Here is a 26,059-nt window from a genome sequence, read left to right on the forward strand (position 1 = left end):
CCCGCTTAAGACCGCCAAACTCTAGAAACTCTTTAACTACCTTTAGCTTGAACTGCTTGCTGTACTTGCTCATAAAACAAAACCCCCTTGGTTGGACAAAGCGTCCAACTTTTGGGGGTCAGTTCATCAGGGTGGCTTAATTATTTGCATGGAGAGAGTTGGTGATTAGGCTTTCCACTCCCCAGACTTGCCGCCACTCTTCTCTAGCAGGTGGACATCACCCATCACCATGCCCCTATCAACAGCTTTCGCCATGTCATAAATGGTGAGGAGGGCGACTTGGACTGCAGTCAGGGCTTCCATTTCTACCCCAGTGGGGCCAGTGGTCTCAGCTCTAACTTGGCAGGTGATGCTGCTGCTATCTTTGTTGAGGGTAAATTCCAGGCTGACGTGAGTCAGGGCGAGTGGGTGACAGAGGGGGATTAAGTCCGATGTCTTCTTAGATGCCTGGATGCCAGCAATCCGGGCGATACCTAAGACATCCCCTTTTTTATGGGTGCCTGCCTCGATCATGCTGAAGGTTTCTGGCAGCATGGTGATTTTGCCTGTGGCGACGGCAATCCGATGGGTATTGGGCTTATCTCCAACATTCACCATGTGGGCTTGCCCGCTGGCGTCAAAATGAGTTAGTTTGTTCATGGGATAAGTTTTACCATATAGGGATGCGAGTCATAAAGACACCACAAAAATCATCGTTATTTAAGCGAATTTTGGCTGGCCAGCTGATTCTAGCCTTGGCATGTCCAAGTGCAGGCCTTGTCTATGCTGCTGGAGCTATGCCTGCTTCGGTAACGGGGGATGTGTCTGTGCAGGGCGAGTCGGCTGCTTTGCAAAACCTAGGCAGGGCAGTTCAGTCGCCTGATTCCCGTTCTTCAAATCTGCCCTCACGTAATACGATCCAAATTCAGCAAGGCTTCGTACTTCCAGACATGGGTGATCCTGGTGGCGATAGCTTAAGCCGCATGGACGAGAAAAAGTATGGCGAGATGATCATGCGTCAGATTCGTCCGGATGCAGATTATTCGAATGATTTGCCGATCTATGATTTTTTGAACCAAATGGAGCGACGCCTACTACAAGCAGCAAAACGTTTGCAATTGGGTGGTGCCAACGAGCAGGGTAGTGGAGCTTACAACTTTGAGGTATTTGCTGTTAAAGACAGTAGTATTAATGCGTTTGCATTGCCTGGTGGATTTATTGGATTTCATACGGGATTGTTGGTGAGTGCTGAAACAGATTCTGAAGTCGCGTCGGTAATGGGACATGAAACGGGGCACGTTTTGCAACGCCATTTAGCGCGGCAAATGGATAAGCAAACCACGAATACCATGATTGCTCTTGCTGGAATATTACTAGGCGCTCTAGCTGCCTCACGTAATCCAGGTGCAGCGTCGGGCCTGATGCAGGGTGGTCAAGCAGTAGCGGTGAATAATCAACTCTCCTACTCAAGAGATGCTGAGCGCGAGGCGGATCGTATTGGCTTTCAGATTCTGGCGGCGAGTGGTTATGACGTCAATGGCGCACCAGGTTTTTTTCAGCGCTTGCAAAAGGCTACGGGGATTATGGATAGTGGCGTTCCATCCTATGTTCGCACCCACCCATTAACCACCGATCGTATTGCTGACATGCAGGATCGTGCTCGTAATATCGCGAATAGAAATGTACCAACATCTGTGGAGTTTTATTTCATAAAAGCACGGGCTCGCATGGAGCAGTCTGGAAGCTCTAGTCAGATGTATGACTTAAAAAATACCTTTGAAGGCTTGAGCAAGCAGTCAGCTCCCGGAAAGCAGATGGAAGGTTTTTATGGGCTTGCCTTAGTTGCTCAGAAACAGGGTAAGTTCGATCAGGCTAGCAGTTACCTCCAGCAAGCACGTAATTTAGCTAATAGCTCCAGTGCGCCAGGCTCTCCAATTCAGCGGCAAAGTCTCTCTTTGGATATTACGGCGTCAGAGTTGGCATTAGCTAGAGGTAAAGGTGATGAGGCGCTGCAAATTGCCCAAGCAACTTTAAAGGCCTATCCACAGTCCTATGCTGCTGGAGCGGCAATGATGAATGCCTATCTCAAGCTTGGTCGCACCAATGACGCCATTACCTGGTTAAAGGCGCGCACAAGGTTGCAGCCCAATGAAGTGGTGTGGTGGACCATGCTCTCTAATGCGTACGACCAAGCAAAGAATGTGCCAATGCGCCATTACGCCCTTGGGGAAAAGTATGCGCTTGAGGGTGCATGGCCATCAGCCATTGAGCAGCTCAAGATAGCTAGATCTTCTGGTGGTGCTGATTTCTATCAGGCATCTAGTATTGATGCACGCCTACGTGAAATGCAAAAGCAATATCAAGAAGAGTTAAAGGAGCAGGGCAAAAACATGCCCAGCTAATTAATGGCTTGGTGCTTTGGTGAAATGAAAGCGTTCACCGAGTTCCTGGGAGTGAATGGGTTCAATTGGCAAATCCTTGCCATCCCATTGCCAAGAGCCTCTAAAACTACAGGCATCCTCCAGCACTTTCGACTGATCTGAGAATAGATCTAAATCATGATCATGTAATAGCGCGACCGATAGCGATTCTGTTTTGGTAAACGTAGTTACATCGATTTGATCGGAGAGTGATTGCGCAATCAATCCGGTGATATAGATATTGCCTTTTTCATCGCTCAGCGCGCCATGCGGTTTGATTTCTGTACCGCATTGTGTCAATAGTTGAAGGCCACTTTCACTTGGAATGATTCTGGCAATCCATGGCGTGGCATCCAGTGTGACGAAAACCCTTTGAGGACCGTTTTGAAAAAAATATCTGCCCAAAGAATCGCAAGCGTAATTTCTGGAAATGAATTCATTAAGAGCTGCATGCTGAATCACGCTCCCAGCTAATTGATTGGCTTGGGCGAATTCATCTCGCATGCGCCATTGACCACGACGATCTAATGCAAGCCAGCCAAAGCAATGCGGAACATTGGGCCACTTAATCAGAGACCGCAGTACTTGCTCATCCATCAGATGGCAATCTTTTTAGCATTAGTAATTAATGCAATCCATGTGGTGTAGAAGGCGCGTCAAAAGTCTCTTCAGTTGAATGACTTGCATGCAGGTGAGCAATACGCCAGCCTTGACTGTCTTGCAATAGAACTAAGGTGATATTGAGAAAGAACTCTGCCTCAATTTGATCGGCGCGTAGATGCACCGCTTCAGTGGTGTCATAAACGGCTGCCCCCAAAACAGAATGGCTAATACAGGCAATCGGTTCTAAAAACAGAGCTTGTTTGGCCAAGAGGCGCTCTAAGCCTGCACGAATTTCTGCATGACCGCTCAGGCGCTGACCTTCTGGCAGCACGCAAGTAATGGAGTCATCGTCCAGCCAGATAGCTAAAGCACCTTTGACATCACGATGTTTTAAGGCGTCACGCCAAGCATCCACCACTTCATCGGCATTATGAAAAAGTCTGGCTAGTTTTGGCATGGCTTACTTTCTGGTGACTTAAGTTGATGTGGGCTTAATGAAGATTCTGAATTGCTTCAAATACATTCTCTGGGGAAATGTCTTTCAAACACTTGAGATGCCCAAGCGGACACTCTCTCTTGTGGCAAGGACTGCATGGCAAGTTGAGATAAATGACTTTCGCTTTATTGGATAGCGGTGGTGTATGGTGTGGGTCGCTTGAACCAAAGATTGCTACTTGAGGTACTTTTAATGCGGCCCCAATATGCATTAAGCCAGAGTCATTGCTGACCAAGGCTTTACTCATGCCGATGAGTGCAATTGCTTCATCGAGTGAGGTATCGCCACACCAGTTATATATTTTGGAGTCGTTATTGGCTTGAGCTCTAATGCTCTCACCTAAAGCGTAATCGCCCTTACTGCCTAGAAGAATGACGCGAGCATCTACTTCATCAGCGATTAGCTGCTGCGCAAGACTAGCGAAGCGCTCGGTAGGCCAGCGTTTTGTTAAACCGTACTCGGCACCTGGGCACAGCACATAGATTGACTGGTCCTTGATTTCAGCTGCTTGTAACTTATTGCTTACAGACTGCTTAGCTGCAGGTGAGATGTTGAGTTGAGGATCTGCTGGCTTGTTGGCATCAATCTCTTCCGAGTGATCCATTACGTTGCAGAGTGCAAGGTAATGATTTGCCATGGGCGGGCGATTAATCTTGCTGGGATTATCTAGTGCAAAATTAATGAGCCCAAAGCGCATCTCACCGCGATAACCAATGCGTAGCGGAATATTGGCAAGCCATGGGATGAGGGCAGACTTGAAGCTGTTAGGCAGAACAAAGCAGGCATCGTATTGATTTAATTCGAGTTGCTTTGCGAGTTGCTTACGCAGGCTCCATTGCAATTGCTTGTGCTCTAGTCGCGCTTCAATGACTTGATGAACTTCTGCACAGGCGCGATAAATGGGTGCAACCCAAGGGCTTGCTAGAACATCAATTTGTGACTGTGGGTAAATTACTTTGAGAGTCTCCAGCAGGGGCTGGGACATGACGGCATCGCCAATCCAGTTGGGGGCGATGATCAGAATACGATTCATATGAGGTATCCCGAAACAGCACCCCGCTCTGGGGTGCTGATGGGCTTAATGCCCGTGAGGCTCGGTACCAGGAATGAGTTTGTACTCAGTGCCGCAATAAGGACACTTTGCTTGACCCGTCTTAGCAACATCGAGAAATACACGTGGATGTGAATTCCAGCTAGGGGTTTTATTGGTCGGGCAATGTAAAGGTAAATCGGTATTGCCATTCACCATCACAACTTGAGCTTCACTCATTCTCTGATTTCCTATTACTTAACGTAAGTTAACCAAGACTTGTACTGATCACCTCTGCCATAGACCGCATCAAAGTAGGTCTTCTGGATTTTCTCGGTAATCGGTCCGCGCTTACCGTCACCAATAGTGCGGTCATCCAATTCACGAATTGGTGTTACTTCAGCGGCAGTGCCGGTAAAGAAGGCTTCATCAGCTGAATACACTTCATCACGAGTAATGCGCTTCTCACGCAACTCGTAGCCGAGGTCTTTGGCGATCTGCATGATGGAGTTTCGGGTGATCCCGTCTAAACAAGAAGCCAGATCAGGCGTATAAATAATGCCGTTATTAACGATAAAGATATTTTCGCCAGAACCTTCAGATACATAACCTTCTGTATCCAATAGGAGGGCCTCATCATAGCCATTAGCCGTTACTTCTTGGTTGGCCAAAATGGAGTTGATGTAGTAACCGGAGGCCTTGGCGCGAACCAGTGAAGAGTTCACAAAGTGGCGAGTAAATGAGGAGGTCTTAACGCGGATGCCCTTGTTAAGGCCGTCTTCACCCAAATAAGCACCCCATTCCCAGGCAGCGATCGCAGTATGGATGCTGTTACCTTTTGGAGAGATGCCGAGTTTTTGGGAGCCAATAAAGATAATTGGACGGATATAGCAAGATTCCAGCTTATTGCTGTTAAATACCTCAATAATGCCGCTGGTGATCTGCTCAGGGGTCCAAGGCATATTCATCTGGAAAATCTTGGTTCCATTGAAGAGGCGCTTTACATGCTCTGGAAGGCGGAAAATGGCGGTACCTTGGGGGGTTTTGTAGGCGCGAATGCCTTCAAATACACCCATTCCATAGTGGAGACTGTGGGTTAGTACGTGAATATTGGCCTCACGCCAGGGAATGAGCTTCCCATCGGACCAAATAAAGCCATCGCGGTCGGACATCGACATTTTCTCTACCTTTTAAATATGTAATAAATAGGGTGATTCAATTCGGTAAAACAGGGTGCCAAGCCACTGGGGAGCCCCTAGGCCTGAAATACGTCTCAGCCTTTATTGTAGAGCAGGGAGCGGGGCGGGGTAGTCCAATTCCTGTGGGGTCTTAAGCCCAGACGATTTAGAATGGAGCATTCCCAATAAATCACTAAATTTGCCCATTCTCATGCCGGAAACCCTCTTTAAAGTAAAACGACTAAGTGAACTAGCTGCAGCTGGTCTTCTCAAGGGGAAACGGGTTTTAATCCGTGCCGACCTCAATGTTCCTCAGGATGATGTGGGCAATATCACTGAAGACACCCGAATTAGAGCTTCCATGCCGGCGGTACAGATGTGTTTGGATGCCGGTGCAGCGGTCATGGTCACTTCGCACTTGGGTCGTCCAACTGAGGGTGAATTTAAGCCTGAAGATAGTTTGGCTCCGGTAGCCGATCGCATTGCTACGCTCTTAAATCGCAAAGTCCCTTTAATCAGTGATTGGGTGGATGGTGGTTTTGAGGTTAATCCAGGCGAGTTGGTATTGCTGGAGAACTGTCGTCTGAATGTAGGCGAGAAAAAGAATAATGATGAGCTGGCCAAGAAGATTGCCGCTTTGTGTGATGTCTATGTCAATGATGCATTTGGTACAGCCCATCGCGCTGAAGCAACCACTAATGGTGTAGCCAAGTTTGCGCCTATTGCTTGTGCTGGCCCTTTGATGGCTGCAGAGTTAGATGCATTAAGTCGTGCGCTAGCAAGCCCGAAGCGTCCATTAGTAGCGATTGTGGCGGGTTCTAAGGTATCTTCAAAGCTCACCATCCTTAAGGCTTTAGCTGACAAGGTGGATGAATTGATTGTGGGTGGCGGCATCGCCAATACCTTTATGTTGGCTAAGGGTTTGCCAATTGGTAAGTCATTAGCAGAGCCAGACTTGGTTGATGAGGCTCGAGAAATTATGGAGATTATGGAAAAGCGCGGTGCGCATGTTCCTATTCCTGAAGACGTCGTCGTTGCCAACGAACTTTCTCCATTGGCGCGTGCCAACCGTGTTCCTGCAGATCAAGTCGCAGAAGACGACATGATTTTGGATATCGGCCCTAAAACTGCTGCCCGTCTGTCGATCATGTTGGCGCATGCTGGCACGATTGTTTGGAATGGCCCATTAGGCGTATTTGAGATTGACCAGTTTGGTGGCGGCACCAAAATGTTGGCAGCAGCAATTGCCCATTCACCAGCATTTTCAATTGCGGGTGGCGGTGATACCTTAGCTGCAATTGCGAAGTACGGTATTGAAAATCAGGTGGATTACATCTCGACTGGCGGCGGCGCTTTCTTGGAATTTTTGGAAGGCAAAACCTTGCCAGCCTTTGCGGTATTGGCTGAAAGAGCGAAAGACTAAATATGTTGAGAGCAACAAAGATCATTGCCACATTAGGGCCTGCATCAGAAAAGCCTGAAGTATTGCGCGAGATGATTCGTGCAGGTGTGGATGTTGTGAGAATGAATTTTTCTCATGGCACTGTTGCTGACCATAAAGCGCGTCATGATTTGGTGCGCAGTATTTCCGCTGAAGTTGGCAAAGAGGTTGGCATCATGGCCGATCTTCAGGGTCCAAAAATTCGAGTGGGTAAATTTGTTGATAGCAAAATTCTTTTAAAAGAAGGTTCCCAATTTATTTTGGATGTTGCTTGTGAGCTTGGTAATCAAGAGCGCGTAGGCTTAGATTACAAAGAGTTGCCGCAAGACGTCAAGCCGGGCGATCGACTTTTATTGAACGATGGTTTGGTTGTATTGCGCGTTGAGAGTGTGAAGGGTGGAGAAATATTTACTCTGGTAGAGCAAGGTGGCCCACTCTCCAATAACAAAGGCATTAACCGTGCTGGTGGTGGTTTGACTGCTCCAGCGCTGACAGAAAAAGATATTTCTGATTTGGATGCAGCGATCGCGATGGGCGTAGATTTTCTGGCGATTAGCTTTCCAAAAGACGGTGCCGATATGGCCTATGCTCGCAAACTGGCAGATGCCGCGAGCGCGAAGCATGGCGTTGGTAAAGTGCGCACAATTGCAAAAGTGGAGCGTGCTGAAGCGATTGAACCTGATGCGCTCAACAGCATCATTGCAGAGAGCGACGGCATTATGGTTGCGCGTGGCGACTTGGCAATTGAGGTTGGTAATGCCGCTGTCCCGGCTTTACAAAAGCGCATGATCAAGCTGGCACTCGAGGCTGACAAATTTACGATCACAGCAACGCAAATGATGGAGTCCATGATTAATGCTCCAGTGCCTACACGTGCTGAGGTGAGCGACGTGGCCAATGCGGTTCTGGATGGCACAGATGCAGTCATGTTATCTGCTGAGTCTGCAGCGGGTATGTACCCAGTGCAAACGATCAAGGCAATGGCGGAGATTTGTGTTGAAGCAGAAAAGTCAGATCGCGTAAAACTAGATACCGATTTCATGGATCAAACCTTCTCACGCATTGATCAAACAATTGCTTTGGGCGCGCTCTTTACAGCACACCATCTCAATGCGAATGCGATTGCCGCTTTGACAGATTCAGGCTCTACTGCGGTTTGGATGAGTCGTCACAATATCCATTTACCCATTTTTGCGTTAACTTCCAAGATTGCAACTCAGCGTGCCTTGAGTACTTACCGCAATGTGTTCCCTATTGGCTTGGATTACACCAAACAACGTGATACTGCCTTACAAGAAGTAGAGGATTGCCTCAAGAAGTTAGGGGCAGTGAAGAAGAATGATGTTGTTGTTCTAACCTCTGGCGAGCCGATGGGTGAGCCTGGCGGCACGAATTCACTCAAAATTATTCAGGTGAAATAGTTCACTGTTTAGAACATGTATTCAAATTATCTATTACTAACATTTTTAATTAAGAGATCAATATGGCTTTAGTTTCTTTACGACAACTCTTGGATCACGCTGCTGAAAATGGCTATGGCTTGCCAGCATTTAACGTTAACAATTTAGAGCAAGTTACTGCAATTATGGAAGCTGCTCATGAAGCAGATTCTCCAGTGATCATGCAAGCTTCTGCTGGTGCCCGTAAATATGCTGGCGAATCATTCTTGCGTCATTTGATTTCTGCTGCAGTTGAGGCTTACCCACATATTCCAGTCGTGATGCATCAAGACCATGGCCAAAGTCCAGCGGTTTGTATGGCCGCAATTAAGAGCGGCTTTACTAGCGTGATGATGGATGGCTCCTTAGAGGCTGACGGTAAGACTGTTGCCAGTTATGAATACAACGTCGATGTCTCCAGGGAAGTGGTGAAATTCTCCCACTCTATTGGGGTTACGGTTGAAGCTGAGTTAGGTGTTCTCGGTTCATTGGAGACAATGCAGGGCGACAAAGAAGATGGTCATGGTGCTGACGGCAAGATGACGCGCGAGCAATTGCTGACTGACGTTGAGCAGGCTGCTGACTTTGTAAAAGCTACTCAGTGTGATGCTTTGGCAATCGCCATTGGCACTAGTCATGGCGCCTACAAATTTACTAAGAAGCCTACTGGTGACATCTTAGCAATTGAGCGTATTAAAGAAATTCACACACGTATTCCAAATACGCATTTAGTTATGCATGGTTCTTCAAGTGTTCCCCAAGAATTGCTCGCAGAGATTCGTGAATTCGGTGGCGATATGAAAGAAACTTACGGCGTACCTGTTGAAGAAATTCAAGAGGGCATTAAAAATGGTGTTCGTAAAATCAATATTGATACTGATATTCGTTTGGCGATGACTGGCGCTATCCGCCGCCACCTGTTTGAAAATCCAAGTAAGTTTGATCCACGTGATTACCTCAAGCCTGCGCGTGAAGCCGCTAAGAAAGTATGTATTGCGCGCTTCAATGCTTTTGGTAGTTCAGGCCAAGCATCCAAAATTAAGCCAATTCCCCTGGAAAAAATGGCTGAGCTGTATAAGAGTGGCAAATTAGCCCAGATCGTTAAGTGAGATAAATATGCCAGCTTTGTACGCCACTTCTATTAAGTCCTTGCCTTTGCTCTCCAAAGGAAAAGTGCGTGATGTATACGCACTAGGTGATGACAAGTTACTCATGATCACTACCGATCGCTTGTCTGCCTTTGACGTAGTCATGGGTCAGCCCATTCCTGAGAAGGGTATTGTGCTCAACCAAATGGCCAACTTCTGGTTTGATAAGTTGGCCAAAGTAATTCCAAATCACTTGACTGGCATTGATCCTGAAAGCGTCGTGCCTGCCGATGAGGTAGATCAAGTCAAAGGCCGTGCAGTAGTAGCGAAACGACTCAAGCCAATCTTGGTTGAAGCAGTGGTTCGTGGTTACTTGGCTGGTAGTGGTTGGAAAGATTACAAAGAGACTGGAAAAGTTTGCGGGATTGCATTGCCAGAAGGTTTGGAAAATGCACAGAAGTTACCTGAACCTATTTTTACTCCTGCAGCTAAAGCAGAAGTGGGTGAGCATGATGAAAATATCTCCTTTGAAAAGGTAATCGAGACGATTGGTGAGAAGTTGGCCAATGAGATTCGTGAAGTCAGCATTCGTTTGTACAAAGAGGCTTCTGAATATGCCGCGACTCGCGGGATCATCATTGCTGATACCAAGTTTGAATTTGGCTTGGATGATGCCGGCCAACTGGTATTGATGGATGAAATCCTCACTGCCGATTCTTCCCGTTTTTGGCCTGCTGAAACCTACTATGTGGGCGCCAATCCCCCTTCCTATGACAAGCAATTTGTTCGTGACTGGCTAGAAACAGCCATGGTCGATGGCAAGCTTTGGCCAAAAACAGCCCCAGCACCTGCTTTGCCGGCGGATGTTATTGATAAAACGGCAGAAAAGTACCGCGAAGCCCTCGCTCGCTTAACTAAGGCCTAATTTCCTTGAAGCCCTAAAAAGGCTGGGATAATAAGGCCTTAGATAGATTAACGATGTAGATCAGGGCATTTGGAGAGGTAAATGAGCAAAAAGCCAGTAGTCGGAATAGTAATGGGATCCAATTCAGATTGGGACACCATGCAGCACGCCGCTCAAATGCTGGAGCAATTTGGTATTGCACACGAGGCTAAAGTAGTTTCGGCTCATCGCATGCCAGACGATATGTTTGCTTATGCAGAAAATGCTTCCAAAAATGGCCTCAAGGCGATTATTGCTGGGGCTGGTGGTGCTGCGCATTTGCCAGGCATGTTGGCATCAAAAACCATTGTTCCAATCTACGGCGTTCCGGTTGCTAGTAAATATTTGCGCGGTGAAGATTCTCTGTATTCCATAGTGCAAATGCCTAAAGGCATTCCAGTGGCGACGTTTGCTATTGGTGAAGCAGGCGCTGCAAATGCAGCTTTGCATGTGATTGCTAATTTGGCAGTCAATGATGCTGCTTTAGCAAAACAGTTAGAAGAGTTCCGTGCGAAGCAGTCCGATACTGCGCGCTCCATGAATTTGCCGGGATACTAAAAGATGGCAGATCGTTTGGAGCCCATTTTGCCGGGCTCGTATTTGGGAATTTTAGGTGGCGGTCAATTGGGGCGGATGTTTACACAGGCTGCCCAAGCGATGGGCTACAAGGTCTGTGTTCTAGATCCTGGGTCTGACAGTCCTGCCGGCTCCATTGCAGAAAAATTCATTCAAGCTGATTACACCAACTCTGCTGCATTAAAAGAGATGGCGACATTATGCAAATCCGTAAGTACTGAATTTGAAAATGTTCCTGCTCAAGCTTTAGATGAGCTCGAGTCTTTAGGCGTATTCGTGGCGCCTCGCAGTAGTTGCGTGTCCCTCGCTCAAAACCGTGTTGCTGAGAAAAAGTTCTTAGCTACCTGGAAAGCAGAAACTAATATTGGTCCTGCGCCTTACTGTGTGATTGAGCATGATGCAGATATTGAGCATGTGCCTGCAGATCTATTTCCTGGCATTCTGAAAACAGCTCGCATGGGTTATGACGGCAAAGGTCAAATTACTGTTTATGACTCTGCCAACCTAGTTGCGGCTTGGGCTGAATTAGGTAAGGTGCCTTGTGTTCTTGAAAAGCGCATGGATTTGGATTTTGAAGTATCCGCATTGGTAGTGCGAGGATATGACGATGCAGTTGTAGCTTATCCAGTTTCACAAAACATTCATCGCGATGGTATCTTGCACACTTCTACAGTGCCAGCGCCATCACTGAAGCCTGCGCAAGAGAAAAAAATTATTGAAGCTGCTAAAGCACTCATTCGTAAGATTGATTACGTGGGTGTTTTATGTGTTGAGTTCTTTGTGCTCAAGAGCGGCGACATCGTTGCAAATGAAATTGCTCCGCGTCCGCATAATTCGGGCCACTACACTATGGATGCCTGTGTCAGCAGTCAGTTTGAGCAGCAAGTTAGAAGTATGGCTCGCTTGCCCTTGGGCGACACCCGCTTACTAGCACCGGTCTCTATGCTCAATCTCTTAGGAGATCTTTGGTACGAAGGTAGTGAAGATAATGTGAGAGAGCCTGCTTGGGATAAGGTGCTATCTCACCCAGATGCCAAGTTACATCTGTACGGTAAATCCGATCCACGCATGGGTCGTAAGATGGGGCACATCAATTGTTTGGGCGAGTCGCTCAATCAAGCGCGCCAAAATTGCGCAGCCGTCGCTGTTGAATTAGGGATCGAGCCCTAGAAATGTCCAGCGATAGTAGCGCACTGCATTCATCTGCGGTAATCAACGAGGCAGTACAAAATTTGCGAGATGGTGGCTTAGTCGCCTTCCCAACTGAGACGGTCTACGGCTTGGGCGCGGATGCAAAAAACCCTGATGCAATCAAACAGATTTTTACTGCTAAGGGCAGGCCATCCAATCACCCGTTAATTGTTCACTTAGCAGCCCCTGACAAGTTTGATCAGGCGCAAGTCGATTGGGTTCCGGTTCTGGCGCCCTGGGTAAGAGATTTATCGGAAGATGCATTAAAACTCATCAATGCTTTTTGGCCGGGCCCACTAACCCTGGTCTTTAAAAAAGATAAAAGCGTTTTAAACGAACTGACTGGCGGTCAGGATACGGTAGCAATTCGAGCGCCTGCCCATCCGATTGCTCAGGAGTTACTTCGTAAATTTAAAGGCGGCGTAGTTGCCCCTTCTGCCAATCGTTTCGGAAAAGTCTCTCCTACGAGCGCTGCTGACGTCCGCAGTGAATTTGAAGGCATGTTAGATCTCATGATTTTGGATGGCGGCGATTGCGAAGTCGGTATTGAATCAACCATCATCGATTTATCCTCAGGCGATCATCCGGTCTTATTGCGCCCAGGTCTTATTACTCCTGGAGAGATTTTTTCCAAGACTGGCATCAAGATCTATTTGCCCGGTGAAGTTAACGCAACTAAGCAAGATGATGGCCTGCCAAGGGTCTCTGGAAGTCTGCGTGCCCATTACGCCCCGACAACCCCATTAAGAATGTATGCACCAGGTAGAGTTTTGGATGCGCTGAGTGAGTTTCCTGATATTAAGTCACGGGTGGCGGTTGCGGTTTGGGATTCAGATTCCTCCTTAGGTGAGGATGGACATCCATCTGTGCATTTTGAGGAAGTGATTGTGCCTAGTGACAGCACTTCATTTGCAAGTCGTTTATATCGCTCTTTGCGAGACTTAGATCAGCAGGGTTGGGATTTGATTCTATTTCCAGAGCCGCCAGCAGGGGAGGAGTGGGATGGCGTTAGAGACCGTCTTCAGCGCGCTTGTTTTGGCTCTGGGCCGTCATCTAGTAGCCACGCCAATAGTTGATCATGCGCCTCTAAACCTCTCCAAGCATTGGGGTGGTTAATAAAGGAGGTCACTGCATACATCTTTCCAGATTTGCTCATCACATAGCCAGAGATTGCTCTGACATCGGCAAGTGATCCCGTCTTGATTCGCGCTTCAGGCTTTTTCTTTAAGTGTAAAAATTTCCGTAAATGCGCCATGAGGCGATTGCGCATCGTGCCATCTGTTCCTGCAATCGGTAGGCTGTTATAAAAAGTATCTGCTACAGATAAGTTTCGAGCTGCAACTAACAATTGCGTCATATGCTCAGCAGAGATTGCTTCGTTGCGTGATAGGCCGGAGCCGTTCTCAATCACGAGTTCCGGGAATTGAAGCCCTAATCCCTTTAACCAACTCTGAATTACAAGCTCCCCATTTTCAGTGGTCGCTGGTTTACCCATCTTTTCCAAGGCTAAGGTCAGCATGAGTTGTCTGGCCATGACGTTATTCGAATACTTATTAATGTCTTGTACGTCATCGCCCAAAGGGATGCCTTCAAACTGCAACAGCAATCGCGCCGCTAGAGGGACGGCGCCAGACTTTCCGGTGGGTGTTTGAGTCCAAGCTCCACCGGATAATTCCCAGGCTGCAGCAAAGCCTTGAGTCAGAAAGGTGTTGGCATCCAAAGCAACAACGTTATAGTTCACCCCTTTGCAGGCATTCGGAAAGCTACCGGAGAACTGTGCAGTCAAGAGTTGGTTGGTAGTGGCTCCATCCCCTTCAGGATCAAGGTTAAAGCGAATATTACTTTTCCAGTTATCACAAGATTGATCAACTAGCTGCATTTGGTTGATCACTTTGAGTTGAGATAGTGGTGGTGTATAGCCAATATCGATAAAGTCTGCAGTACGCGATTTACCCAGTTGAAATGAAAGCGTTCTAAAAGCGTATAGCAGAGGATCGGGCGGCACGTTATAGGCGCGCAGAGATTCGCCGTCGATGGTGTTGTGCTCCATGACGTTGGGCGCATAGGCGCTTCGATCAAAAAAGAGGTTGCCATCAATTTTCTGAATACCCAGATTTTGTAGGGCTTTCATCATCTTGGCGAACTCTTCGGGAACTAGTTTTGGATCGCCAGTACCTTGCAAATACAGATTGCCTTTAAGAGTGCCTTGACGAATAAGCCCGTCGGTATAGATATTCGTGCGCCAGCGATATTGAGGTCCGAGCATATCCAAGCCCGTGAGGGTGGTAATGAGCTTCATCGTAGAGGCAGGGTTCATGGCCTGCTGCGAGCGCCAATCTACTTCAGTGGTTGCTGCAATTTTCCCTGGACGCCCTGGGTTAATTTCCACCACTGAAATGCTGATTGCCTCTTTGGGGATCTGATTTTTTTCAAGGCTTGCGGCTACAGCTTTGGGTATGTACTTTAAAGCGGTCTCTTGGGACACCAGATCAGCGGAATAGGTCTTTGGGCTGAACAGCAGGCAGGTCAATAGGCTGAGTAGGAAGGCGGCGGTAGAGGGTGAAGAGTTCTTGGTGCGCATTCCCTATAGAATAAACCTTACGGCTCAATCACCTACAACAGTTTCAAATTACTGCTGGTATCTTTTCTTATAAGTTTCGATAGTTTGATTTTGTTGTTTGAGAAGATTGGCAAATCGCTCAAGGCGTCCTGGAAGCGGTCCGTCAACTTCAAGTAATTCGCACGCATGGATAAATTCAGTAGCTTGCAGCAACTGCGCTCCACCTTTGACTTTATGAATTAGACCCTGAAAGTGCTTCTCATCAATTTGGGTTTGACTATTGTCAGAGGCTAATTGATCCAGGGCATCTAGATGCACCTTTTCTATTTCCTCTAGGATCACAATGATTTGGAGTGGGTCGTCTTTAATGAGATTGGCGAAAGCATCGAATGAATAGACCTCATTAGGGGCGGCGGGCTCTTGGCTGGTTTCAAAATAGCGCAAGAGTTCATTCTCAAGAGCGCCCAAGCTTAGTGGTTTGATGAGTACACCGTTCATACCAGAGGATAAAAACTGATGGCGAGAGTCTAGGGCGTAAATGTCGGCAGTGACGCCAATGATGATGAGATCACGATTGCCTTGAGATCGAATTTGTTTAGCTAATTCAGAACCTTGCATGCCAGGCATGGATTGATCTGTCAGCATGAGATCAAAGTGATGGTCTTTTAGTAAGTCTAGTGCCGCAGTGGCATTCTCACAGACGCAAGTATTGATTCCGAGCGCTTCTAATTGCAGGGACAGTATTTGGCGGCTTGCTGGATGATCTTCAACCACTAAGGCATGAATGCCGCAGCTTTTTTTGCTTGGTCTTTTCGAGATCAAACTTCTGGATGACGCCGCGAGTGAATCAAAGCAAGCTAGCTGGGGGGCGGCAATGCTGGTTCTAGGAAGGGCCACTGAAAAGTGAACATTGCTTCCAAAGCCTGGAGCGCTTTCAAAATAGAGGTGGCTGTTCATGGAGTTCACTAGATGATTGGTGATGGTCAGTCCAAGCCCTGTGCCCCTCTCTTGCTCTGATAGAGATGACTCTTGAGTGGCAGGCAATTGCTCAAAGGCTTGCAGAGCTATTTTGATTTGCTCACTGCCCATCCCGACTCCGGTATCAATCACTCTGAACTCGAGTAATTGACCTGCATGATCATCCGCCAGGACGGTGATAGAAAAATATACCTCACCCTCGGTGGTGAATTTGATTGCATTGCTGAGTAAATTCTGAAGCACTTGGCGCAAGCGCAAGGCGTCAATCATGAGGACTTCAGCGATTCGAGGGTCAATCGATGTGTGGAGTAATAGCCCTTGTTTCTTAGCTACCGTTGAAAACGCCGTATGAATATCCATAATTAATTGATGTGGATTGCAAGGCTCTAAATTCAGAGTAAGTTTTCCAGCTTCAATTTTGGAAATATCCAATACTTGATTGAGCATGCCCAAAAGAGATTCAGCCGACGCTTGAGCACTCTTCAATAGCGACTTATCTTTTTTAGGAAACTGCTCGCTACCTAGGAGGAGTTCTTGCACTCCGAGAATGGCATTCATCGGTGTGCGAATTTCATGGCTCATGGTTGCCAGAAAAGCAGACTTAGCCGCATTTGCTTTTTCAGCTAACTCCTTGGAGTGCAGTAATTCAACTGCAGTTTGCTTTTGATAAAAATACTTTCTTTGGAGTTGGTAGAACATTGCCCCGCCGACAAGGAAGAGGAGGGCGGTGCTCAGCCAAGGCAACATGCTTGATTTTTGTCCAGGTTCACTTCCTAATGCAAAGAGTTGGCGTGAGGCAATGGGATCTAAATCATCAAGAAAGTGACTTAATACATCCTGTAAAGGAGCAGCATGATCGGAGATCAACCAGCGATAGGCAAAAGGATCTCGGCTGTATAGCCCATCTATTCTTAAGTCTGAATTTTGATACTCTTCTAGCAATCTACGTGCCAAGCGAATGGGCATAACTAGCGCCTCGATATCGCTTTTAACGAGTGATTGAATTAAGGCTTTGGCTGACTGTGTTTCTTGGTGTTGATTATGACTATCAGCACTGGTAGGTGCATTCTCAAGACCCCGATCAAAGTACGCGATTTTGAGATTGGGTGATTCAAGCTTGTTTGAGGTTTTAGTGACAACAACATCATGCCCCCAAAAGATGGCTTCAGATAAGGAGCCGAATTGCAATACATGATCATCAATGCTTGGCGGATCAATAATGAAATCTACTTCGCCTCTGCCGAGTTGCTTTAAACCTTCCGAGTCTGATTTTCTCCATACCGGAACATATTGCTGTCGGGTGCATTCTTCCATTTTCGACAATAGGGCTTTAAATGGCCCAGCACTATCACCCTTATTGGATGCGGCAAGATAAGGCGCATATTTTTCGTGAATGCTAAATCGTACGACTGGATGGGCATCGATCCATGATTGCTCTACCGTACTAAAAGGCCCAGCTTGCACCAGGCCTGCATAGATGCAGCAGAGAGAAAATACTTTTTTCAATGTGAATCGATGCATACCCACTTTAGCTTTCGATAATGTTGTTCATGCGGCAGAACAAGATCAAATCGGCAATGTTGTTAATGCCTAGTTTGTCAAAGACCCTGGTCTTGTAGGTTGCCACCGTCTTATTACTAATGTGCAGTAAGTCCGATATCTGTTGGTTCGTATTGCCTTTTCCGAGATACTTCATGACCTGCAGTTCGCGATCGGATATCAATGCCAGCTTATCGTTATCGCTTAATGAAGTATTTCCGTTCTTCCCATGCGTGAAGAAGGTATATCCCTGAGAGATAGCAACGCATGCAGCCAAAATGACATCGGCGCCAGCAGTCTTATTGACAAAGCCATGCGCACCCAAGGATCGCACTCTGCCGCCATAGACTGCTTCATCTAGACTGGATAGTACTAAGATCCGAACTTCTGGATGCATCAAACCAATTCGTCGGATAACATCAAAGCCATCCGTCTTGGGCATATCCAAATCCAGAATCACCATATTCGGATTCACTTCTTTGATTGAGCGTAGACACTCCTCCCCATGCTGTGCCTGTCCTGCTATCTCAAAAAGCAATTGATCCTGCAACATACTCTTTAATGCCATCAGCATAGCTGGATGGTCATCTACCAACATCACGCGTTTTCTCATTACTTGTCTCCGTTTAGGTTTTATGAGGGTGCAGCGAAAAAATGGCTTTAGCGATGCGGCTATCGCTCGTGTGTAGCATTTGATGTCGACTTAGTGGCGGCATCATGAGTCCGCCATAACAGTGGTGCGCTCCCATTGCCATGACATTCTCTAAATCCTTCACCAGGGTGATGTTGCTGGCATAGATTTGGGTGTGAAATTTCTGACCAAGCGAAATCATTTCGTTTGGCAAGCCACCAGCACGAAATTGCCCCATCTCAATATGAATACCCTCTGGTTCCATTTGCTCAATCCATTGAATTTGAGAGCTCGCCCCACAAAAATCGAGGGCATGGATTAAGACGCCAAGGCGGCGCATTCGTAATAGACCTTCCATGCAGGAATCCATGGAGTCAAGCTCGTTGAGTTTGTGCACGCCCAAGCTCACAAGACCAACAGGTAGTCGAGAATTCAGAATCAGGTCACTCAAAGCATCTATAAAGTGATTGGACGCTAGGTGTTGGGCTGGCATGGGTAAGATGCCTGGAATGAAGCGGCCGCTACGGTACCAATACGTAATGGTGTCCAAGCCCTCCATGAATAGTCTGAGGAGCTGTGTGTCGGTGGCGGTCAGTAGCGGTCTAAATAAAGAGCTCGTCAGCTTAGTTCCTTGGCTATTAAAGATGGGTTCGTTACTAATCGCTTGTCGCTGGGACCAGGATTGGTGTTCTTCGAGCGCTTCGCCGCTAAGACCAAGCCAAGGCTGGCCGCAGGCATCGCGCACTTCGTGGAAGGGTTTGTTCTTCCAAGCCTTTACAAGCGTGTACAGCCGGGATTTCGGGCTCATCAGCATTCTCCAATCATTGAATAGCCAGTCTAGGCAGGACAGATTGGAGGGGTAAGGGCTTAAGGCTTATTTATGTGTAGGAATCTACCTACTAGCCTGCCTCCATTATAGAAAGTGCAGGATTATCGTTCGCAGTTTAAGTTGGTACTGTAGATTCCATTAAATTCAATGACTTAGGAAGAATACCGAAATGCCGATTTGGGGCGAATTCGCAGTCTAAGTTGGGAGTTTGCTAACTTTCCGAAGCTTAAGTTGGGATTTTGCTAAGCAGGCCAAGGAAATTAAGGCTGGAGTAGCCGTCTAATGCAAATAATTAATGAACTAAGATGATTTAGGTAGAAATTAAACGGCAATACAACGCCAAAAGTAGTCTGAAAATCCCAATGGAGCTGCAAATTTGCGAGGGCTGGATAAAAGGCTTAAAGAAAATTAATGTACTTCTTGGGGGAAATGGTGCCGTTAAGAGTCGATAAGTATGACTGCCCCTCTATCTATTGCGGACATTCAAAAAGGCTTTCCTTGTTGATTTTGATGGGCAGCTATCGGCCACTAAGAGACCTTCTGAAGTTGTTGAGCCGCCTCTTCCACCAAGTCATTGGGTATTCAGGGGGTTGTGGCATTACAGCAGCTATGTGAGTGATTAATCCATTTGACTTGTATGGAAAAGCTCTAAATGCAAAATACGAAGAAATATGCTGTAATTAGCTAATGAGAAAAATCCTGATAATTCTGGCCCTGCTAGCTTTATCGATACAAACATCCTATGCTACGGTTTCTGCTTACTGCCAAGAAGAGCAGGCAGCAGCTTCTCATGTTTCACATCACGAGCATGAGAAGCCAGTCAGCATTGCCTCTGCTAGCGATTCTGCAAGCTACGATTCTGATTGTGGGGTCTGTCATTTGGCGCATTCTCCAGCATTGCATTCCACTTTTAGCATTTCAGTTACCTCTACCATCTTTCATTATGAAGATGCACGAGTAGAGTTTTTAGTCGATATTTCTCCTCACCGCCCCGAAAAACCCAATTGGCTCGCTCTCGCCTAAGTTAGCGAGAGCCTTAACCTAATTCTTCTCCTCTCGCTAACTCTGTTTTGAACAAACAAATGGAGTTTTTATGTTGCGAGAGTATTCGGGCGTAGTTCGTCGCTGCGTCATTCAATTTACTGGATTGGTATTTATATTGGGATCGCCAATAGCGCTGGCTAATGCCGAGCTCAAAGGTGGATCGACCTTAAAGTCCTTCTATGAATCTTCATGGGAGCGCCAACCTGACTACAAGTCCTATCAGTATCGAGTAGAGGCCGCGCTTGCTAAGCAAAAAATTGCTAGCAGCCTTTTGGTAAGCCCAGCTTCGGTTGAAGTGTCGCAAAAGACCGATAGAACTAACAGCAATCAAGGCGCTAGTGAAACCATACTGGGTTTAGATATCCCCCTGTGGTTATGGAATGAGCGGTCAAGCTCAATTAATTTAGCGGATGCTGAATATAAAAAGCTTTTGTCTCAATACTATCTATCCCAATTGAGAATTGCAGCTGAAGTAAGGGATGCCTATTGGAATTACCAGAAATCAAAAATTGAGTCTGATTTAGCGCTACGCAGAAATGAGAATGCAAAGAGCTTAGCTCTTGATGTTGAAAAGAGATTTAAGGCTGGAGACTTATCTCGCGCTGATCTTCATCAGGCCAATGGTGCCCTCGCATCATCAGAAGCTTTTTTGGTCGAAGCGCAGGCCAACGTAATTAATGCTGAGCAAAGGGTGCGTACTTTATTAGGAAGTGAGTATCTCAAGAAAATTCAATTCGGTGACATTGCTAAAAATATTGAACCGCTACCTAAGGTTCCTGAAAACCTGTCAGGACTAGATTCTAGTTTGCCAATCGTTGCAGCCCTTGTAGATCAGTTAGAGGTTGCTAAAAAAGCAGTTGACCTAGCAAAGTCTCAAACTCGGGCTTCCCCACAATTGCAAATATGGACTACTAAGGGCCGTGAAGTCTATGGCGTTCCGTATCAGCAATCAGTTGCTGTTGGGTTAAGAATTCCTTTTGGCTCTGATGCTCGCAATACCAATAGATTGGCCAGTGCTACTGCTGAGATGGTCGATTCAGAGGTTCGATTGTCCTATGAGCGAGAGTCTGCATTAAGTAATGTGGAGTCAAATGTGGCTTTAGTGAAGTCGGCAAAAATGAAGCTTGGCGCTGCAGATAAGAGGTCTAACTTAGCCAATGAAACACGTCAATTTTTTGACAAATCATTTCGCTTTGGTGAAACCGATTTGCCCACAAGACTACGTATTGAGCTAGAAGCAGTGGATGCAAATAGGCAGGCTGCAATTGCAAAAATCAATTACGCAGTTTCAGTTTCAAATTTACGACAGGCCCTTGGCCTGTTACCAGAGTAAGGTCACTTTAACTATGAATTTATTGAACAAATATAGTCAGTGGGCGTCAAAACTATTAATTGCGCTATTTCTGACGATCGCATCGGCAACTTATGCAGGTCCTGGTCATGGGGAGGAAAAACCCACCACTGCACAAACTCAATCACTACCTCGCTTTTATGCTGAATCTGATCTCTATGAGGCGGTAGGAGTGATTAACGGCAAGGAAATCACGCTCTACCTAGATCGCTACTCCTCCAATGAATTGGTCAAAGGAGCCAAGGTTGAAATTGAGCTTGAGGGCTCTAAAATTAGTTCAGAGCCTCATGGCGATGGAGAGTATCTCTTTCGCCTAAAAAATAAAATTAAAGATCAGCCTACTGCGATCACCATCACGATTAATGATGATGTTACCGACATACTAGCAGCCACTATAGATCTAAGTTCCTTTGAGCGCTCCTCATTGATCACTTGGAAATCAGCAATAAAGATCTTGCTTTATTTCAGCCTCTTGATGGCAATTGCCTATTTGTCTTATCGCAAGAAAGAGGTGTTGATGACGAATACAAAAAAACTAATCAAACAAATTAAGGAGCGGGTATGAATCGCAAACAGAGAGATTTTGTATTTCGCCCCATTGTCCTCATTAGTTTATCTGTGGCGCTATTTGCTTTTAAGGTTTATGCTGGGCCGGGTCATGGCGAGTCGGAAGTATCCCAAGTTCAAGGTGACGCCCCTAAAAGACAGTCGGACGGCAGTCTTTTTATTCCCAAGCCTGCGCAACGCCAGTTACACGTGATGACAGCTCCTGGCCAGTTCGGCGAATATGCCAAAACCTATGATTTAGCTGGAAAAGTCATTATGGATCCTAACTTTGGCGGTAAGGTGCAAGCGATTGTTGCTGGCCGTATTACGCCGGGACCAGCTGGTTTTCCATTGCCCGGACAGAAGGTTAGTAAAGGCGATGTCTTGGCGTATGTAACGCCAGAGGCTGGCCCAGGAAAATCAAGATCACTTGCGGAAAGTCGACTAAAGCGTTTGCGAGATCTGAGCGATACGGTCCCTCGTAAGACTATTGAAGAGGCAGAAGCCGCTGTTGCTAATGAAGAATTAAGAGCCCCAGTCAGCGGAATTATTTCTACTACGGGTGTCGTATCTGGCCAAGTAGTGCAAGCAAGAGATCTAATCTTTGAGGTCGTTAATCCATCCAAGCTATTAATAGAAGCGCTTGCCTACGATTCAAGTCTGAGTAAGAACATTGCTGATGGCAAGGTGGATGTCAATGGCAAAGTGATTGAGCTCAAGTATCTTGGTGGTGGACAGACCCTCAGAGAGCAAGCCTTACCTCTAACTTTTTCTGCTAAATCGGACGATCTCCAATTTTTACCCATAGGTCAGCCCATTCGAGTATTTGTAAATACCGATAGCAAGATCACTGGAGTAAAGGCGCCTTCAAAATCATTAGTCAAAAGCAGCTCGAACCAAACAATTGTCTGGATTAAAAAGTCCCCAGAAATATTTGAGCCAAGAACAGTTGTATATGAGCCTTTAGATGGTCAGAGCATTGTTATTACTAGTGGTATTAAAGATGGTGAACGAGTCATTACTGATGGGGCATCCCTCATCAATCAAATTCGTTAAGGATTAAGACATGTTTACTTGGTTATTAGATTTCAGCTTAAAAAATCGCATGATAGTGATTTTGCTCGGTGCTATATCTATGTTCTATGGTGCCTACACCTTAAGCAAGATGCCTGTGGATGTCTTTCCCGATCTGAATAAGCCTACTGTCACCATCATGACCGAGGCTGGCGGAATGGCTTCAGAAGAAGTTGAACAACTCATTACATTCCCACTCGAAACGGCTATGAATGGTTTACCGGGAGTAGAGGCTATTCGCTCAGTATCTAGCGCCGGCCTCTCTTTCATATACGTTACTTTTGACTGGACTGTAGACATCTATCGCGCCAGACAAATGGTTTCAGAAAGACTGTCATCTATGGAGGGAGCAATTCCGGATGGCATTGTTTCGCGCATGGGGCCCATTAGTTCGATCATGGGTGAGATTATGCAAATTGCCATTCCGATTGATGAATCTAAGATTTCATCCATGCAGGTTCGCGAGTATGCTGATTGGGTTTTGCGACCCAGATTGATGGCTATCCCCGGGGTAGCGCAAGTCATTCCTATAGGTGGGCAAGTCAGGCAGTTTCAAGTGCAACCCAATACTCGCCGTATGGCGGAGCTAGGCCTTAGCATATTGCAGATTGAAGATGCATTGCGGGGCTACTCTGCAAATACGTCTGGTGGATTTCTTGAGTCCAATAATCGTGAGTATCTTATTCGTCATATAGGGCGAACCTCTAGCCTTGAAGATTTAAAGAACATTGCCGTATCGAACCGCAATGGACAAACAATACTTTTAAGACAAGTTGCAGATATTACTTTTGCACCAGCAGTTAAGCGAGGCGATGCCGGTTATGAAGGTGGGCCAGCAGTCATTCTAGGTGTACAAAAACAACCTTCAGCAGATACGGTAGCGCTAACAAAAAAGATTGAATCGGCTATTGCAGAATTAAAGCAGGGCTTGCCAACTGGCATGGAAGCTCCAAAAGTAACATTTAGGCAGGCGAGCTTTATTGATGCATCCATTAGCACTTTAGAGGGTAAGCTGATTGGCGCATCAATCTTTGTTGCTGTAGTGCTGTATTTCTTTTTAGGAACAATTCGCCCGGTCCTCATCTCATTAACAGCAATTCCAGTTTCAATTCTCTTAACTGCCCTAGTTTTTAAGTACTTTGGTTTATCAATTAATACGATGACCTTAGGAGGCTTAGCCATTGGAATCGGCGGCCTGGTTGATGATGCAGTAGTTGATGTGGAAAACGTAATTCGTCGCCTTAGAGTAAATCTAGATAAAGCATCTTTAGACCAATTAAGTCCACTAGCGATTGTGAGAGCCGCATCGCTTGAGGTAAGAACCGGAATTATCTATGCTACAGCCATCATCGTTTTGGTATTCATCCCATTATTTGCATTACCAGGTATAGAGGGGCGACTATTTGTGCCTTTGGGTATTGCATTTATAGTCTCTACTCTTGCATCGCTTTTAGTTTCAGTCACTATCACGCCAGTACTCTGCTTTTACTTGCTGCCCTCAATGCAGTCCCTGAGGGATCACGATACAAAGATTGTCACTTGGCTTAAAAGCCATTATGAGGTTCAGTTATCAAGGTTATTGGCGGCGCCTAAAAAGCCTCTGATGTATGCTTTTGCATCCGTCATAGTCGCTGCTGCCAGTGTTCCCTTTATGGCGAGCGCATTTTTACCGCCCTTTAACGAAGGGACTTTACTGATCGGATTGCGTTTAAATCCTGGTGTCTCTCTCTCTGAATCGGCGGGCGTAGCTAGCCAAGCAGAAAAGTTAGTCAGGCAGGTTCCAGAAGTGACTTATGTTGGACGCAGGAGTGGCCGCGCAGAATTGGACGAGCATGCGGAAGGTGTACATGTGAGCGAGTTAGATGTTGGTTTAAAGCCTGCGGGAGATTTAGATCGCTCCATGGCTGAGATACAGGCAGATATCAGGTCAAGATTAGTTAACTTACCCGCTGCAATTGCGATCGGTCAGCCAATCTCACATCGAATAGATCACATGCTTTCAGGAGTGCGATCGCAAATTGCTATTAAGATCTTTGGCGATGATTTGGACGTGCTGCGTAGCCAAGCCGACCTTCTAAGATCGAAATTGGCAGGCATTGAAGGCTTAGTTGATCTAGAAATAGAAAAGCAGGTTTTAGCACCACAAATTAAGGTCCGAATTGATTACGATAAGGCGGCGCAATATGGAGTTTCAACATCTCAGATTATGGCCACCTTGCAGGGCATGGTTGAAGGGGAGAGGCTCTCGCAAATTATTGAGGGTAATCGACGGTTTGCCTTAGTGATCAAGTTACCAGACTCAGCAAGAAATTTAGAAGGGCTTGCTGATATCTTGATTGATACGCCAAATGGAAAAATTCCACTCTCCAAAATTGCTAGCATTGAGGATGGGGATGGCCCAAATCAAATTAGCAGAGACGGCGGTAAGCGAAGAATTGTCTTATCGGCTAATGCCTCCAAGCGTGCCCTGTCAGATATCGTGGCTGATATTAGAACTGTGATCTCTAATCAGACTCTTCCAGAGGGTTACTTTATTACTTTAGATGGTCAATTTAAAGCGCAAGAAGAGGCATCTAAAGTAATTGGTTTGCTATCGATTGGATCATTTCTTTTGATGTTTGCGGTTTTAAATAACCGCTATAAGTCCATGCGCCTATCTTTAATGATTATGTCTAACATTCCCTTAGCTATGGTCGGAGCAGTGATTGGTTTGTGGATTTCAGGCCAGCCACTCTCGATTGCTGCATTAATAGGATTTATCACGCTAGCAGGAATATCTGTGCGTAACGGAATCTTAAAAATTAGCCATTACTTAAATTTGATGCAGTCAGAAGGTGAATCGTTTAGTCTGGCAATGATTATTCGCGGATCAATTGAGCGCTTAAGTCCTGTACTAATGACAGCTTTGGTCACAGCTTTTGCCTTGGCACCATTGTTATTTGAAGCAGAGCGTCCTGGTACAGAGATATTGCATCCAGTAGCAGTTGTTATTTTCTCCGGGCTCATCAGCTCTACCTTATTGGATACCTTTTTAACGCCAGCCATGTTTTGGCTTTACGGGAAAAAAGCATCTGAAATAGCCTTGAGCAATATGAAAACTAACGAAGTATTTTAATTTAAAGG

Annotated in this window: 23 protein-coding genes and 1 pseudogene; 13 read left to right on the plus strand and 11 right to left on the minus strand. The window is 46.3% G+C overall.

Going from position 1 to position 26,059, the window contains the following annotated elements:
• Positions 1-165 precede the first annotated feature (165 nt).
• Complete coding sequence (gene moaC, locus ICN11_RS10035) at positions 166-639, minus strand: cyclic pyranopterin monophosphate synthase MoaC (RefSeq protein ID WP_216230267.1); 474 nt, start codon at positions 637-639, stop codon at positions 166-168.
• 23 nt (positions 640-662) lie between these two features.
• On the opposite strand from moaC, the gene ICN11_RS10040 reads away from it, so the two are divergent.
• Entirely contained in the window at positions 663-2,381 is a 1,719-nt protein-coding gene (locus tag ICN11_RS10040; protein WP_216230268.1) for a M48 family metalloprotease, read from the plus strand.
• Here ICN11_RS10040 and ICN11_RS10045 read toward each other — a convergent pair whose 3' ends face one another.
• Genes ICN11_RS10045 through ICN11_RS10065 form a run of 5 tightly spaced genes read right to left on the minus strand, consistent with a single transcriptional unit; the run spans position 2,382 to position 5,706 of the window.
• Entirely contained in the window at positions 2,382-2,996 is a 615-nt protein-coding gene (locus ICN11_RS10045) for a DUF2946 family protein (protein WP_216230269.1), read from the minus strand.
• A gap of 28 nt (positions 2,997-3,024) precedes the next feature.
• Positions 3,025-3,459 carry a nuclear transport factor 2 family protein gene (locus ICN11_RS10050; RefSeq protein WP_216178496.1) on the minus strand — a complete coding sequence of 145 codons (435 nt, stop codon included), beginning with the start codon at positions 3,457-3,459 and terminating at the stop codon, positions 3,025-3,027.
• Positions 3,460-3,493: 34 nt separating this feature from the next.
• Positions 3,494-4,531, minus strand: coding sequence for a lipopolysaccharide heptosyltransferase II (waaF, locus tag ICN11_RS10055; RefSeq protein WP_216230270.1), 1,038 nt, complete (start codon positions 4,529-4,531; stop codon positions 3,494-3,496).
• 45 nt (positions 4,532-4,576) lie between these two features.
• The gene (locus ICN11_RS10060) at positions 4,577-4,768 is read right to left on the minus strand and encodes a zinc-finger domain-containing protein (protein WP_216230271.1); all 192 of its coding nucleotides are present in this window, start codon (positions 4,766-4,768) and stop codon (positions 4,577-4,579) included.
• A gap of 14 nt (positions 4,769-4,782) precedes the next feature.
• On the minus strand, positions 4,783-5,706 hold the full coding sequence (locus ICN11_RS10065) for a branched-chain amino acid transaminase (protein WP_216230272.1): 924 nt from the start codon (positions 5,704-5,706) through the stop codon (positions 4,783-4,785).
• Positions 5,707-5,917: 211 nt separating this feature from the next.
• Between ICN11_RS10065 and ICN11_RS10070 the strand changes: the two genes are divergently transcribed.
• The 7 genes from ICN11_RS10070 to ICN11_RS10100 all read left to right on the plus strand — a co-directional run bounded on the left by ICN11_RS10070 (position 5,918) and on the right by ICN11_RS10100 (position 13,460).
• Positions 5,918-7,129, plus strand: a complete 1,212-nt coding sequence (locus ICN11_RS10070; protein WP_216135045.1) for a phosphoglycerate kinase — start codon at positions 5,918-5,920, stop codon at positions 7,127-7,129.
• Between the two features lie 2 nt (positions 7,130-7,131).
• Positions 7,132-8,568 (plus strand): pyruvate kinase, encoded by a 1,437-nt coding sequence (gene pyk, locus ICN11_RS10075; protein ID WP_216230273.1) that lies wholly within the window; start codon positions 7,132-7,134, stop codon positions 8,566-8,568.
• 62 nt (positions 8,569-8,630) lie between these two features.
• Positions 8,631-9,695, plus strand: a complete 1,065-nt coding sequence (gene fba / locus ICN11_RS10080) for a class II fructose-bisphosphate aldolase (RefSeq protein WP_216230274.1) — start codon at positions 8,631-8,633, stop codon at positions 9,693-9,695.
• Between the two features lie 7 nt (positions 9,696-9,702).
• Positions 9,703-10,599 carry a phosphoribosylaminoimidazolesuccinocarboxamide synthase gene (locus ICN11_RS10085; RefSeq protein ID WP_216230275.1) on the plus strand — a complete coding sequence of 299 codons (897 nt, stop codon included), beginning with the start codon at positions 9,703-9,705 and terminating at the stop codon, positions 10,597-10,599.
• Between the two features lie 81 nt (positions 10,600-10,680).
• Positions 10,681-11,175 carry a 5-(carboxyamino)imidazole ribonucleotide mutase gene (gene purE, locus ICN11_RS10090; RefSeq protein ID WP_216230276.1) on the plus strand — a complete coding sequence of 165 codons (495 nt, stop codon included), beginning with the start codon at positions 10,681-10,683 and terminating at the stop codon, positions 11,173-11,175.
• Between the two features lie 3 nt (positions 11,176-11,178).
• Positions 11,179-12,363, plus strand: coding sequence for a 5-(carboxyamino)imidazole ribonucleotide synthase (locus tag ICN11_RS10095; protein WP_216230277.1), 1,185 nt, complete (start codon positions 11,179-11,181; stop codon positions 12,361-12,363).
• 2 nt (positions 12,364-12,365) lie between these two features.
• Complete coding sequence (locus ICN11_RS10100; protein WP_216230278.1) at positions 12,366-13,460, plus strand: L-threonylcarbamoyladenylate synthase; 1,095 nt, start codon at positions 12,366-12,368, stop codon at positions 13,458-13,460.
• Here ICN11_RS10100 and dacB read toward each other — a convergent pair.
• The 5 genes and pseudogenes from dacB to ICN11_RS10120 all read right to left on the minus strand — a co-directional run bounded on the left by dacB (position 13,406) and on the right by ICN11_RS10120 (position 18,900).
• Complete coding sequence (gene dacB / locus ICN11_RS10105) at positions 13,406-14,965, minus strand: D-alanyl-D-alanine carboxypeptidase/D-alanyl-D-alanine-endopeptidase (RefSeq protein WP_216230279.1); 1,560 nt, start codon at positions 14,963-14,965, stop codon at positions 13,406-13,408. The two genes, ICN11_RS10100 and dacB, sit on opposite strands and share 55 nt — an antisense overlap.
• A 32-nt stretch (positions 14,966-14,997) precedes the next feature.
• A complete protein-coding gene (locus ICN11_RS10810) occupies positions 14,998-15,132 on the minus strand; it encodes a hypothetical protein (RefSeq protein ID WP_370623628.1) in 135 nt (44 codons plus the stop codon).
• 274 nt (positions 15,133-15,406) lie between these two features.
• Positions 15,407-17,443: pseudogene (locus ICN11_RS10110) on the minus strand (response regulator); the annotation flags it as partial.
• Positions 17,444-17,450: 7 nt separating this feature from the next.
• Positions 17,451-18,074 carry a response regulator transcription factor gene (locus tag ICN11_RS10115; RefSeq protein WP_046330786.1) on the minus strand — a complete coding sequence of 208 codons (624 nt, stop codon included), beginning with the start codon at positions 18,072-18,074 and terminating at the stop codon, positions 17,451-17,453.
• A gap of 13 nt (positions 18,075-18,087) precedes the next feature.
• The gene (locus tag ICN11_RS10120) at positions 18,088-18,900 is read right to left on the minus strand and encodes a diguanylate phosphodiesterase (RefSeq protein WP_216230281.1); all 813 of its coding nucleotides are present in this window, start codon (positions 18,898-18,900) and stop codon (positions 18,088-18,090) included.
• Between the two features lie 708 nt (positions 18,901-19,608).
• Here ICN11_RS10120 and ICN11_RS10125 point away from each other — a divergent pair.
• From ICN11_RS10125 to ICN11_RS10145, 5 genes are all read left to right on the plus strand, one after another.
• The gene (locus ICN11_RS10125; protein ID WP_015421834.1) at positions 19,609-19,944 is read left to right on the plus strand and encodes a hypothetical protein; all 336 of its coding nucleotides are present in this window, start codon (positions 19,609-19,611) and stop codon (positions 19,942-19,944) included.
• A 70-nt stretch (positions 19,945-20,014) separates the two neighbouring features.
• Entirely contained in the window at positions 20,015-21,298 is a 1,284-nt protein-coding gene (locus tag ICN11_RS10130; protein ID WP_015421833.1) for a TolC family protein, read from the plus strand.
• Between the two features lie 13 nt (positions 21,299-21,311).
• Positions 21,312-21,881, plus strand: coding sequence for a hypothetical protein (locus ICN11_RS10135; RefSeq protein WP_015421832.1), 570 nt, complete (start codon positions 21,312-21,314; stop codon positions 21,879-21,881).
• Positions 21,878-22,918 (plus strand): efflux RND transporter periplasmic adaptor subunit, encoded by a 1,041-nt coding sequence (locus ICN11_RS10140; protein WP_015421831.1) that lies wholly within the window; start codon positions 21,878-21,880, stop codon positions 22,916-22,918. Before ICN11_RS10135 ends, ICN11_RS10140 begins: the two co-directional genes overlap by 4 nt.
• 10 nt (positions 22,919-22,928) lie before the next feature.
• Positions 22,929-26,051 carry an efflux RND transporter permease subunit gene (locus ICN11_RS10145; protein ID WP_015421830.1) on the plus strand — a complete coding sequence of 1,041 codons (3,123 nt, stop codon included), beginning with the start codon at positions 22,929-22,931 and terminating at the stop codon, positions 26,049-26,051.
• Positions 26,052-26,059: the final 8 nt, after the last annotated feature.

The sequence above is a fragment of the Polynucleobacter sp. 78F-HAINBA genome, from assembly GCF_018882325.1.
Lineage (GTDB): Bacteria > Pseudomonadota > Gammaproteobacteria > Burkholderiales > Burkholderiaceae > Polynucleobacter.